The sequence below is a fragment of the Aquabacterium sp. genome (assembly GCF_050725395.1).
Lineage (GTDB): Bacteria > Pseudomonadota > Gammaproteobacteria > Burkholderiales > Burkholderiaceae_C > Aquabacterium.
Window position 1 is genome coordinate 1 of record NZ_JBOHHL010000064.1, and the last position, 12,773, is coordinate 12,773.

Annotated in this window: 8 protein-coding genes, 1 tRNA gene and 1 pseudogene; all 10 read left to right on the forward strand. The window is 61.6% G+C overall.

All coding sequences use genetic code 11. The features are described from left to right. Positions 1 to 125 (forward strand): annotated as a pseudogene (locus tag ACREB4_RS20605) (elongation factor Tu); the annotation flags it as partial. Positions 126 to 152: 27 nt separating this feature from the next. Continuing rightward, a tRNA-Trp gene (locus ACREB4_RS20610) sits at positions 153 to 228 on the forward strand. A gap of 108 nt (positions 229 to 336) precedes the next feature. Further along, positions 337 to 720 carry a preprotein translocase subunit SecE gene (gene secE / locus ACREB4_RS20615; protein WP_431590117.1) on the forward strand — a complete coding sequence of 128 codons (384 nt, stop codon included), beginning with the start codon at positions 337 to 339 and terminating at the stop codon, positions 718 to 720. A gap of 28 nt (positions 721 to 748) precedes the next feature. Beyond that, positions 749 to 1,318 carry a transcription termination/antitermination protein NusG gene (gene nusG, locus ACREB4_RS20620; protein ID WP_300549451.1) on the forward strand — a complete coding sequence of 190 codons (570 nt, stop codon included), beginning with the start codon at positions 749 to 751 and terminating at the stop codon, positions 1,316 to 1,318. 173 nt (positions 1,319 to 1,491) lie between these two features. Beyond that, positions 1,492 to 1,923 (forward strand): 50S ribosomal protein L11, encoded by a 432-nt coding sequence (gene rplK, locus ACREB4_RS20625; protein ID WP_431590118.1) that lies wholly within the window; start codon positions 1,492 to 1,494, stop codon positions 1,921 to 1,923. A 3-nt stretch (positions 1,924 to 1,926) separates the two neighbouring features. Next, the gene (rplA, locus tag ACREB4_RS20630) at positions 1,927 to 2,628 is read left to right on the forward strand and encodes a 50S ribosomal protein L1 (RefSeq protein ID WP_431590119.1); all 702 of its coding nucleotides are present in this window, start codon (positions 1,927 to 1,929) and stop codon (positions 2,626 to 2,628) included. A 348-nt stretch (positions 2,629 to 2,976) separates the two neighbouring features. Beyond that, a complete protein-coding gene (gene rplJ, locus ACREB4_RS20635) occupies positions 2,977 to 3,537 on the forward strand; it encodes a 50S ribosomal protein L10 (RefSeq protein ID WP_431590120.1) in 561 nt (186 codons plus the stop codon). Between the two features lie 51 nt (positions 3,538 to 3,588). Next, complete coding sequence (gene rplL / locus ACREB4_RS20640) at positions 3,589 to 3,963, forward strand: 50S ribosomal protein L7/L12 (protein WP_230182811.1); 375 nt, start codon at positions 3,589 to 3,591, stop codon at positions 3,961 to 3,963. Positions 3,964 to 4,326: 363 nt separating this feature from the next. Further along, positions 4,327 to 8,454, forward strand: a complete 4,128-nt coding sequence (gene rpoB / locus ACREB4_RS20645; protein WP_431590121.1) for a DNA-directed RNA polymerase subunit beta — start codon at positions 4,327 to 4,329, stop codon at positions 8,452 to 8,454. 20 nt (positions 8,455 to 8,474) lie between these two features. Further along, on the forward strand, positions 8,475 to 12,725 hold the full coding sequence (gene rpoC, locus ACREB4_RS20650; protein WP_431590122.1) for a DNA-directed RNA polymerase subunit beta': 4,251 nt from the start codon (positions 8,475 to 8,477) through the stop codon (positions 12,723 to 12,725). Positions 12,726 to 12,773 lie beyond the last annotated feature (48 nt).

Here is a 12,773-nt window from a genome sequence, read left to right on the forward strand (position 1 = left end):
GCGACAACGTGTCGATCACCGTCAAGCTGATCAACCCGATCGCCATGGAAGAAGGCCTGCGTTTCGCCATCCGTGAAGGCGGTCGCACCGTCGGCGCCGGCGTCGTTGCCAAGATCCTCGCGTAATTGAATTAAACTGTCTGGTTCGTCTTCAGGGGTATAGCTCAATTGGCAGAGCGTCGGTCTCCAAAACCGAAGGTTGTAGGTTCGATTCCTACTGCCCCTGCCACCTGTTGACAAGCCGGCAAGACCGAAAACGCATTTCCCAGCAGCCCGCAGGCGAAGGTCGTGAAGACCTGGAAGCCCGCGGGCTTTGCCGCCTCAAACACCAACGCAAATGGCCACCTCACAAATCGAAACCGTCACCACGAGCGCCGACAAGGCCAAGCTGGCCGCTGCCGGCCTGCTGGTCGTGGGTGGCGTGGCCGCGTTCTACTTGCTGGGCAAGCAGGACCTGTGGTTGCGCGTGATCGTTCTGCTGGTGCTGCTGGCGGCTGCCGTGGGTGCTTTTTTCACGTCGGCCCAAGGGCGCGAGTTGACGGCGTTCGGTCAGGATGCCATCAAGGAAATGCGCAAGGTCGTTTGGCCGACGCGCCCCGAAGCCACGCAGATGACGCTGTATGTCTTCGCCTTCGTGGTGGTCATGGCCTTGTTCCTGTGGCTGACCGACAAGACGCTGGAATGGGTGATCTACGGCCTGATCCTGGGCTGGAAGCACTGATCCCACTATTTAAGCGAGGTTGACACCCATGAGCGACGTTCAAACCAGCCCTGCCACCGCCGCCCCCGCGCTGCGTTGGTATGTCGTGCATGCCTATTCCGGCATGGAAAAGGCCGTCGAGCGCAACCTGCGCGAGCGCATCGACCGCGCCGGCATGCAAACCTCCTTCGGCCGCATCCTGGTGCCCACCGAAGAAGTCGTCGAAGTCAAGAACGGCAAGAAGACGGTCACCGAGCGCCGTTTCTTCCCTGGCTACGTGCTGGTCGAGATGCTGATGAGCGACGACTCCTGGCACCTGGTCAAGAACACCTCCAAGGTGACCGGTTTCGTGGGTGGCGCCAAGAACCGCCCGGTTCCCATCTCGGAAGACGAAGTCATGAAGATCGTCAACCAGATGCAGGAAGGCATTGAAAAGCCCCGGCCCAAGGTCGAATGGGAAGTCGGCGAAGTCGTTCGCGTCAAGGAAGGCCCGTTCACGGACTTCAACGGCGCCATCGAAGACGTCAACTACGAAAAGTCCAAGCTGCGCGTGTCGGTCACGATTTTCGGTCGTGCCACCCCGGTCGAGCTGGACTTCGATCAGGTCGAAAAGATCTGATCCTCTGAATCAGGCCTTGAAGGTGAGGCCGCTGTCCGCAAGGGCTGCAATCACCTTCCGTACCCAGGCGCGAACGAGACCGCGTCAAGAGGAGCCAGGAGTTCATGTTGAACAAGCCTGGCGTTTGACTCAACCGACCTGACGTGGCCGTCGGGCGGTTCTAGGAGAAAGTTATGGCCAAGAAGATTATCGGCTTCATCAAGCTGCAAATCCCGGCAGGCAAGGCAAACCCTTCGCCTCCAATCGGTCCCGCGCTGGGTCAGCGCGGCCTGAACATCATGGAATTCTGCAAGGCGTTCAACGCCCAGACTTCCGCGATGGAACCCGGCTTGATGCTGCCCGTCGTGATCACGGCGTTCGCAGACAAGTCCTTCACCTTCATCCTCAAGACCCCGCCCGCGACGGTCCTGATCAAGAAGGCTCTGAAGCTGGAAAAGGGTTCGCCCCGTCCGCAATCCGACAAAGTCGGCAAGCTGACCCGTGCTCAGATCGAAGAAATCGCCAAGACCAAGCAAAAAGACCTGACCGCCGCCGATCTGGAAGCCGCTGTCCGGACGATCGCTGGTTCTGCCCGCTCGATGGGCGTGCTCGTGGAAGGTGCATAAATCATGGCCAAGCTCACCAAACGTGAAAAGACCTACGTCGGCAAAGTCGACAGCAACAAGCTGTACGCCATCGACGACGCCCTGGTCATCCTGAAGGAAACCGCCGTCGCCAAGTTCGATGAATCCATCGACGTGGCCGTGCAACTGGGCGTGGACGCCAAGAAGTCGGACCAAGTCGTTCGTGGCGCCGTCGTGCTGCCCAATGGCACTGGCAAGACCAAGCGCGTGGCCGTGTTCGCCCAAGGCGCCAAGGCTGAAGAAGCCAAGGCCGCCGGCGCCGACATCGTCGGCATGGAAGACCTGGCCGAGCAGATCAAGGGTGGCAACATCAACTTCGACGTGGTCATTGCCTCGCCGGACACGATGCGCATCGTCGGTACCCTGGGTACCATCCTGGGCCCCCGTGGCCTGATGCCCAACCCCAAGGTCGGCACCGTCACCCCTGACGTCGCCACGGCCGTGAAGAACGCCAAGGCCGGTCAAGTGCAATTCCGCGTCGACAAGGCCGGCATCGTGCACGGCACCATCGGCCGTCGTTCCTTCGACTCCGACAAGCTCAAGGGCAACCTGGCTGCACTGTTGGACGCGCTGACCAAGGCCAAGCCGGCCTCGAGCAAGGGTGTCTACCTGCGCAAGGTCGCCGTGTCGTCGACCATGGGCGTGGGCGTTCGCGTCGACGTCGGCTCGATCAACGTCGCTGGCTGATCCAGATACCGCTGACGGAGCGCTTCGGCGACCCGTTGGCCAAGCCCCGCGCGAGTCTGGCGCGACGGCTTGATGAACAGAATTGGTGGGCTGTGCGCCCCAGGGGTTTCGACCCCGAAGGTGCGCAGGCTATCAAAGACCGTAGGCGCTTGAGCTCACAGCAGTACCGTGAGCCGGGCTTAAAACAGCCAGCCTACGCAGATGGCGTACCCGCCGTTAACGGATTCTTGCCGCCAGCCATGGCGGCTGAGGGTTCCTGAGACGGAAGGTCGCTGAAACCGGGTGTGCCCGGGTGGGGTTCGGCCCTGTGGCCAAAGCCTCGCGTGGGCATGTTTTAAGGAGTGGACCTTGAGTCTCAATCGCAACGAAAAAGCAGCCGTTGTCTCGGAAGTGCAAGCCCAAGCGGCCAAAGCACAGACCCTGGCACTGGCTGAGTACCGCGGACTCACGGTGGCCCAGTTGGACGCATTGCGCAAGACCGCGCGCGCGCAAGGTGTGTATCTTCACGTGCTGAAGAACACCCTGGCTCGCCGTGCTGTTGCCGGTACGCCCTTCGAAGTGGCTTCCGAGAGCATGAGCGGCCCGCTGATCTATGGCTTCTCTGAAGATGCCGTGGCAGCTGCCAAAGTCATCGCTGACTTTGCCAAGACCAACGACAAGTTGGTGATCAAGGCTGGTGCTTACGCAGGCAAGGCGCTCGACGCCAATGCCGTGAAGGCCCTGGCCGCGATCCCGACCAAGGAAGTCTTGCTGGCCCAAATTTGTGGCTTGCTGCAATCGCCCGTCTCGCGTTTCGCACGCGTGCTGGCCGCTGTGGCCGATCAAAAGGGCGCTGGCGCCGCACCTGCCGCAGAAGCCGAAGCAGCACCCGCTGCCGACGCGCCTGCCGCAGAAGCACCTGCAGCCTGATCGCTCGCTCAATCCGTATTCATCCAATTCAACCGATTTTAGGAACCCAAAATGGCTTTCGATAAAGACGCATTCATCACCGCCCTGGACAGCATGTCCGTCATGGAACTCAACGATCTGGTCAAGGCCATCGAAGAGAAGTTCGGCGTGTCCGCAGCTGCCATGGCAGCTCCCGCAGCTGGTGGCGGCGGTGCCGCTGCTGCCGTTGAAGAGAAGACCGAATTCAACGTCGTTCTGCTCGAAGCTGGCGCCAACAAGGTCGGCGTCATCAAGGCCGTGCGCGAACTGACGGGCCTGGGCCTGAAGGAAGCCAAGGACTTGGTCGACGGCGCTCCCAAGAACGTCAAGGAAGCAGTGCCCAAGGCCGACGCCGAAGCCGCTGTCAAGAAGCTGGTGGAAGCCGGCGCCAAGGCCGAAGTCAAGTAAATCTGACTTTTGCAGGCAGGCTGGCGGCCCCCCAAAGGCCGCCAGCCTTTCTCGCTTCAAGGGTATATGCCCTTGAGGGCACCCGAAAAAGTCTTCCTGTTGTATGCTGGAAGGCTTTTTCGAGTGTTCTCTGAACCGACTGCAGAGAACCGGTTTGGTCGAGCCGGGGTGTCACATCATCATTGCACAAGCTTTGGTGATCGCAAAATGCCCTGGTTGTCTGCCAGCGGTTGGTAGTGGCCAACCACCAAGCCTCGGATGCAATGTCCGATTGGCCAGTCGCCGAACGATGAGCCGCACCTTGGCCGAGGTGTGTCTTTGATTCGCACCGGGTACCCAGATGGGGCCCGAAACGGAGAGTTTATGGCGCAAGCAACCCCCTACAGCTACACCGAGCGCAAGCGAGTTCGCAAGAGCTTCGGCAAGCGCGGCAGCGTATTGAATGTTCCTTATCTGCTGACGATGCAGAAGGATTCCTACGTGGCTTTCCTGCAAAAGGACGTGCCGCCGCAAAAACGCAAGCCTGAAGGCTTGCAAGCCGCTTTCTTGTCCGCGTTCCCCATTGTTTCGCACAATGGTTTCGTGGAGATGAAATTCATCGAATTCAACATCGCCAAGCCGACGTTCGACGTCCGCGAGTGCCAGCAACGGGGCTTGACCTTCGCCGCCGCCGTGCGCGCGAAGCTGCAGATGATCATTTATGACCGCGAGACATCGACCTCGCAGTCCAAGGTGGTCAAGGAAGTGAAAGAGCAAGAGGTCTACATGGGCGAAGTGCCCCTGATGACCGACTACGGCTCCTTCATCATCAACGGTACCGAGCGCGTCATCGTGTCGCAGCTGCACCGTTCGCCTGGCGTGTTCTTCGAGCACGACAAGGGCAAGACGCACTCGTCCGGCAAGCTGCTGTTCAGCGCGCGCATCATTCCTTACCGTGGTTCCTGGCTCGATTTCGAATTCGACCCCAAGGACCTGCTGTACTTCCGCGTGGACCGTCGCCGCAAGATGCCCGTGACGACCCTGCTGAAGGCGATCGGCATGAACCCCGAGCAGATCCTGGCCACGTTCTTCCAGAACGACCAGTTCAAGCTCATGGACACCGGCGCGCAAATGGCCTACGTGCCCGAGCGCCTGAAGGGCGAAGTCGCCCGCTTCGACATCACCGACAAGTCGGGTTCGGTCGTGGTCGAAAAGGACAAGCGCATCACCGCGCGCCACACCCGTTCGCTCGAGCAATCCGGCACCACGCACATCAGCGTGCCGGAAGACTTCCTGCTGGGCCGCGTGCTGGCCAAGAACCAGATCGACCCGGACACCGGCGAGATCATCGCCAAGGCCAACGAAGAGCTGACCGAGCTGCTGCTCAAGAAGCTGCGCACGGCCGGCATCAAGGACATCGAGGTTCTGTTCACCAATGAACTGGACCAAGGTGCCTACATCTCGCAAACGCTGGCCACGGATGAGACCGCCGATGAGCTGGCCGCCCGCGTCGCCATCTACCGCATGATGCGCCCTGGCGAGCCGCCGACCGAAGACGCCGTGCAGGCCCTGTTCCAGCGCCTGTTCTACAGCGCCGACACGTACGACCTGTCGCGCGTGGGCCGCATGAAGTTCAACGCCCGCATCAGCCGCGACGGCTCCGAAGGCGCGATGACCTTGTCCAACGACGACATCCTGTCGGTCGTGAAGATCCTGGTCGAGCTGCGCAATGGCCGCGGCGAAGTCGACGACATCGACCACTTGGGCAACCGCCGCGTGCGTTGCGTGGGCGAGCTGGCCGAGAACCAGTACCGCTCGGGCCTGGCACGGATCGAAAAAGCCGTGAAGGAACGCCTGGGCCAGGCCGAAACCGAAGCCCTGATGCCGCACGACCTGATCAACTCCAAGCCGATTTCCGCGGCTTTGAAGGAGTTCTTCGGTGCCTCGCAGCTGTCGCAGTTCATGGACCAGACCAACCCCCTGTCCGAGATCACGCACAAGCGTCGCGTCTCGGCCCTGGGCCCGGGCGGTCTGACCCGCGAACGTGCCGGCTTCGAAGTGCGCGACGTGCACCCGACCCACTACGGCCGCGTGTGCCCGATCGAAACGCCTGAAGGCCCGAACATCGGCCTGATCAACTCGCTGGCTTTGTACGCGCAGTTGAACGACTACGGCTTCCTGGAAACGCCGTACCGCCGCGTGATCGACAGCAAGGTGACGATGCAGATCGATTACCTGTCGGCCATCGAAGAAGGCAAGTACATCATCGCCCAGGCGAATGCCTCGCTGGACGCTGAAGGCCGCCTGACCGACGAGCTGGTGTCGGCGCGTGAACACGGTGAATCCGTGCTGACCTCGCCCGAACGCATCCAGTACATGGACGTGGCCCCTACGCAGATCGTGTCGGTCGCCGCTTCGCTCGTGCCCTTCCTGGAGCACGACGATGCGAACCGCGCGCTGATGGGCGCCAACATGCAACGTCAAGCCGTGCCCGTGCTGCGTCCTGAAAAGGCGCTGGTCGGTACCGGCGTCGAGCGCGTGGCCGCCAAGGACTCGGGCACCGTCGTGGCCGCGCGCCGTGGTGGCGTGGTCGACTACGTGGACACGAACCGCATCGTGATCCGCGTGAACGACAACGAGACCGTGGCTGGCGAAGTCGGCGTCGACATCTACAACCTGATCAAGTACCAGCGTTCCAACCAGAACACCAGCATCCACCAGCGTCCCATCGTCAAGCGTGGCGACAAGGTGGCGGCCGAGGACATCATCGCCGACGGTGCTTCCACCGACATCGGCGAGCTGGCCCTGGGTCAGAACATGCTGGTCGCGTTCATGCCCTGGAACGGCTACAACTTCGAAGACTCGATCCTGATCTCCGAACGCGTGGTCGCCGATGACCGCTACACCTCGATCCACATCGAGGAACTGGTGGTGATGGCCCGCGACACCAAGCTGGGTTCCGAAGAAATCACGCGCGACATCCCGAACCTGTCCGAGAACCAATTGGCTCGTCTGGATGAATCGGGCATCGTCTACGTGGGCGCCGAAGTCGGCCCCGGCGACGTGCTGGTCGGCAAGGTCACGCCCAAGGGCGAGACCACGCTGACGCCTGAAGAGAAGCTGCTCCGCGCCATCTTCGGCGAGAAGGCGTCCGACGTGAAGGACACCTCGCTGCGCGTGGACCAAGGCACCTCGGGCACCGTGATCGACGTGCAGGTCTTCACCCGTGAAGGCATCGTTCGTGACAAGCGCGCGCAACAGATCATCGACGATGAACTGAAGCGTTTCCGCCTGGACCTGAACGACCAGCTGCGCATCGTGGAAGCCGACGCTTTCGACCGGATCAAGAAGCTGCTGATCGGCAAGGCCGCCAATGGCGGCCCGAACAAGCTGGCCAAGGGCACGGCGATCGACGAGGCCTACCTGGCCACCGTCGAGAAATTCCACTGGTTCGACATCCGTCCGGAAGATGGCGACATCGCCAACCAGCTGGAATCGATCAAGAACTCGCTGGAGCAGACCCGCCACAGCTTCGACCTGCACTTCGAAGAAAAGCGCAAGAAGCTGACCCAAGGCGACGAACTGCCCGCGGGCGTGCTCAAGATGGTCAAGGTTCACCTGGCCGTCAAGCGTCGCCTGCAGCCTGGTGACAAGATGGCCGGCCGCCACGGCAACAAGGGCGTGGTCTCCCGCATCCTGCCCGTCGAAGACATGCCTTACATGGCCGACGGTACCCCTTGCGACGTTTGCTTGAACCCGCTGGGCGTGCCTTCGCGGATGAACGTGGGCCAGGTGCTGGAAGTGCACTTGGGCTGGGCCGGCAAGGGCATTGGCCAGCGCATCGGCGACATGCTGCAGAAGGAATCGGCCACGGCCGAGCTGCGCAAGTTCCTGGATGAGCTGTACAACCAGTCCGGTGGCAAGACCGAAGACCTGTCGCAACTCAATGACGAGGAAGTCCGCGAAATGGCGGGCAACCTGGTCAAGGGCGTGCCTTTCGCAACGCCCGTGTTCGACGGTGCCAAGGAAGCCGAAATCCGCGCCATGCTGCAACTGGCCTACCCGGCCGACATCGCCAAGGCCAAGGGCCTGACGCCGACCCGCACGCAAGCGCAACTGTATGACGGCCGCACCGGCGAGGCTTTCGAGCGCGCCACCACGGTGGGTTACATGCACGTGCTCAAGCTGCACCACTTGGTCGACGACAAGATGCACGCCCGCTCGACCGGTCCTTACTCGCTCGTCACGCAGCAGCCGCTGGGTGGTAAAGCGCAGTTCGGTGGTCAGCGCTTCGGTGAAATGGAAGTGTGGGCCCTGGAAGCGTATGGCGCCTCCTACGTCCTGCAGGAAATGCTCACCGTGAAGTCCGATGACGTGAATGGCCGTACCAAGGTGTACGAGAACATCGTCAAGGGCGAGCACGCGATCGAAGCCGGCATGCCTGAGTCGTTCAACGTTCTTGTCAAGGAAATCCGTTCCTTGGGCATCGACATTGAACTTGAACGCAACTGAACGAAAAGGAATAGAAGACCATGAAAGGTTTACTCGACCTCTTCAAGCAATTCACCCCTGATGAGCATTTCGATGCCATCAAGATCGGCCTCGCCTCGCCGGAGAAAATCCGCAGCTGGTCGTTCGGTGAAGTCAAGAAGCCCGAAACCATCAATTACCGGACTTTCAAGCCCGAGCGTGATGGCCTGTTCTGCGCCAAGATCTTTGGCCCCATCAAGGACTACGAGTGCCTGTGCGGCAAGTACAAGCGCCTGAAGCACCGCGGTGTCATCTGCGAAAAGTGCGGCGTTGAAGTCACGCAGACCAAGGTTCGCCGTGACCGCATGGGTCACATCGACCTGGCGGCGCCGTGCGCGCACATCTGGTTCCTGAAGTCGCTGCCGTCGCGTCTGGGCCTGGTCCTGGACATGACGCTGCGCGACATCGAACGCGTGCTGTACTTCGAAGCCTACGTGGTGGTTGACCCCGGCATGACCCCGCTGAAGAAGTTCAGCATCATGTCCGAGGACGACTACGACACCAAGCGTGTCGAGTACGGTGACGAGTTCATCGCGCTGATGGGCGCCGAAGGCATCCAGAAGCTGCTGGCCGAGATGGACCTGGACGTCGAGATCGAGAAGATCCGCAACGACCAGACCGGCTCCGAGCTGAAGATCAAGAAGAACTCCAAGCGCCTGAAGGTCATGGAAGCCTTCAAGAAGTCGGGCATCAAGCCCAACTGGATGGTGCTGGAAGTGCTGCCCGTGCTGCCACCGGACCTGCGTCCGCTGGTGCCGCTGGATGGTGGCCGCTTCGCCACGTCCGACTTGAACGACCTGTACCGCCGCGTCATCAACCGCAACAACCGCCTGGCGCGCCTGTTGGAGTTGAAGGCCCCGGAAATCATCGTGCGCAACGAAAAGCGCATGCTGCAAGAGTCGGTCGATTCGCTGCTGGACAACGGCCGCCGTGGCAAGGCCATGACGGGCGCCAACAAGCGTGCCTTGAAGTCGCTGGCCGACATGATCAAGGGCAAGAGCGGTCGTTTCCGCCAGAACTTGCTGGGCAAGCGCGTCGACTACTCCGGTCGTTCCGTGATCACCGTGGGCCCGACCCTGAAGCTGCACCAGTGCGGTCTGCCGAAGCTGATGGCGCTTGAGCTGTTCAAGCCCTTCATCTTCTCGCGCCTGGAAGCCATGGGCATCGCCACGACCATCAAGGCCGCCAAGAAGGAAGTCGAATCCGGCACGCCGGTGGTCTGGGACATCCTCGAAGAGGTGATCAAAGAGCACCCCGTGATGCTGAACCGTGCACCTACCCTGCACCGTTTGGGCATCCAGGCTTTCGAGCCCGTGCTGATCGAAGGCAAGGCCATCCAGCTGCACCCGCTGGTGTGCGCCGCCTTCAACGCCGACTTCGACGGTGACCAGATGGCCGTCCACGTCCCGCTCTCGATCGAAGCGCAGATGGAAGCCCGCACGCTGATGCTGGCCTCCAACAACATCCTGTTCCCGGCCAACGGCGAGCCCTCCATCGTCCCGTCGCAAGACGTGGTGCTGGGCCTGTACTACGCCACCCGCGAGCGCATCAATGGCAAGGGCGAAGGCCTGGTCTTCTCCGACCTCATTGAAGTGCAGCGCGCGCTGGACAACCACGTGGTCGAGATCACCGCCAAGATCGCGGTGCGCCTGACCGAGTGGACCCGCGACAAGGAATCCGGCGAGTTCGTGCCCGAGACCAAGCTGGTGGACACGACCGTCGGTCGTGCGCTGTTGTCTGAAATCCTGCCCAAGGGCCTGCCTTTCAGCAACATCAACAAGGCGCTGAAGAAGAAAGAAATTTCTCGCCTGATCAGCACCTCGTTCCGCAAGTGCGGCCTGAAAGAGACCGTCGTGTTCGCCGACAAGCTGCTGCAAAACGGCTTCCGTCTGGCCACGCGCGCCGGCATCTCGATCGCCATCGACGACATGCTGGTGCCCAAGGAAAAGCCCGCTCTGATCGAACGCGCCGAAAAAGAAGTCAAAGAGATCCAACAGCAGTACGTGTCGGGTTTGGTGACCTCCGGTGAGCGCTACAACAAGGTCGTGGACATCTGGGGCAAGACCGGCGACGAAGTCGGCAAGGTCATGATGTCGCAGCTGTCCAAGCAGAAGGTGCTGGACCGCCATGGCAAGGAAGTCGATCAAGAGTCCTTCAACTCCATCTACATGATGGCCGACTCGGGTGCGCGTGGCTCCGCCGCGCAGATCCGCCAGTTGTCCGGCATGCGGGGTCTGATGGCCAAACCTGACGGCTCGATCATTGAAACCCCCATCACGGCGAACTTCCGTGAAGGCCTCAATGTGTTGCAGTACTTCATCTCCACCCACGGTGCGCGTAAAGGCCTGGCCGACACGGCTTTGAAGACCGCGAACTCGGGTTACCTGACACGCCGTCTGGTCGACGTGACGCAAGATCTGGTGGTCACCACCGTTGATTGCGGCACGGACCAAGGCATCGCCACGCGTGCGCTGGTCGAAGGTGGTGAAGTCATCGAATCGTTGCGCGACCGCATCCTGGGTCGTGTGGCGGCCATCGACATCCTGCACCCCGAGAACCAGCTCCTGCTGGTCCCGGCCGGCACCATGCTGGACGAGGACGTGCTGGAAGTGTTCGAAGCCGCTGGCGTCGACGAAGTCAAGGTTCGCACCCCGCTGACTTGCGGCACGCGCTTCGGCCTGTGCGCCAAGTGCTATGGCCGCGACTTGGGCCGTGGCGGTCTGGTGAACACCGGTGAAGCTGTGGGCGTGATCGCCGCGCAGTCCATCGGTGAACCCGGCACGCAGCTGACCATGCGGACCTTCCACATCGGTGGTGCCGCATCGCGCGCCGCCATCGCTTCGAGCGTGGACGCCAAGTCGGATGGCATCATCGGCTTCAATGCCACGATGCGTTACGTCACGAACGGCAAGGGCGAGCTGGTGGTGATTTCGCGTTCCGGCGAAATCATCATCTCCGACCAGCACGGCCGTGAGCGTGAGCGCCACAAGGTGCCTTACGGCGCCCTGTTGAGCGTCAAGGCCGACCAGCAAGTCAAGGTTGGCCTGGTGCTGGCCACCTGGGATCCGCTGACCCGCCCGATCATCACCGAGTTCGCCGGCAAAGCCCGCTTCGAGAACGTCGAAGAAGGCGTGACCGTGGCCAAGCAATTGGACGAAGTGACCGGTCTGTCGACCCTGGTCGTGATCGACCCCAAGCGCCGTGGCGCCGCCAAGGTCATCCGTCCTCAGGTCAAGCTGTTGGACGCCGCTGGTCAGGAAGTCAAGATCCCTGGCACCGACCACGCCGTGACCATCGGCTTCCAGGTCGGTTCGCTGATCCAGATCCGCGACGGCCAGGACCTCTTCCCTGGTGAAGTCCTCGCCCGCATCCCGGTCGAAGGCCAGAAGACCCGTGACATCACCGGCGGTCTGCCGCGTGTGGCCGAGTTGTTCGAAGCCCGCTCGCCCAAGGACAAGGGCACCCTGGCTGAAATCACCGGCACGGTGTCCTTCGGCAAGGAAACCAAGGGCAAGGTCCGCCTGCAGATCACCGACCCCGATGGCGCGGTCCACGAGGAACTCGTGCTCAAGGAAAAGAACATCCTGGTGCACGAAGGCCAAGTGGTCAACAAGGGCGAGTCCATCGTCGACGGTCCCGCGGACCCGCAAGACATCTTGCGCCTGCTGGGCATCGAAGAGCTGGCCCGCTACATCGTCGACGAAGTGCAGGACGTCTACCGTTTGCAAGGCGTGAAGATCAACGACAAGCACATCCAGGTGATCGTTCGCCAGATGCTGCGCCGTGTTCAGATCACCAACCCAGGCGATTCGACCTACATTCCTGGCGAGCAAGTCGAGCGTTCGGAACTGTTGGACACCAACGACCGCCTGCGTTCGGAAGACAAGACCGTGGCCACCTACAGCGACGTGCTGTTGGGCATCACCAAGGCTTCGCTGTCGACCGACTCCTTCATCTCGGCCGCTTCCTTCCAGGAAACGACCCGCGTGCTCACCGAGGCTGCCATCATGGGCAAGCGCGACGATCTGCGTGGCTTGAAGGAAAACGTGATCGTGGGTCGCCTGATCCCCGCCGGTACCGGCCTGGCCTTCCACCAAGCCCGCAAGGCCAAGGAAGAGATGGACGATTCCGAGCGCCGTGCCATCTCCATGCAGGAAGCGCAAGAGCGCGCTGCCATGGAGCTGGCCGCGCTGGAGGAAAGCACGACCGCCGAAGGTGGCGACGAGCAGCCAGCGGCACCCGCTGCCGAGTGATCGATCTGGCGGGCCGTTTCCTTTTCCGGGAAACGGCCTGCTTCACGC

Coding starts and splice junctions, on each gene's coding strand:
- secE (WP_431590117.1), top strand. CDS start 337: ATGGCCACCTCACAAATCGAAACCGTCACCACGAGCGCCGACAAGGCC.
- nusG (WP_300549451.1), top strand. CDS start 749: ATGAGCGACGTTCAAACCAGCCCTGCCACCGCCGCCCCCGCGCTGCGT.
- rplK (WP_431590118.1), top strand. CDS start 1,492: ATGGCCAAGAAGATTATCGGCTTCATCAAGCTGCAAATCCCGGCAGGC.
- rplA (WP_431590119.1), top strand. CDS start 1,927: ATGGCCAAGCTCACCAAACGTGAAAAGACCTACGTCGGCAAAGTCGAC.
- rplL (WP_230182811.1), top strand. CDS start 3,589: ATGGCTTTCGATAAAGACGCATTCATCACCGCCCTGGACAGCATGTCC.
- rpoB (WP_431590121.1), top strand. CDS start 4,327: ATGGCGCAAGCAACCCCCTACAGCTACACCGAGCGCAAGCGAGTTCGC.
- rpoC (WP_431590122.1), top strand. CDS start 8,475: ATGAAAGGTTTACTCGACCTCTTCAAGCAATTCACCCCTGATGAGCAT.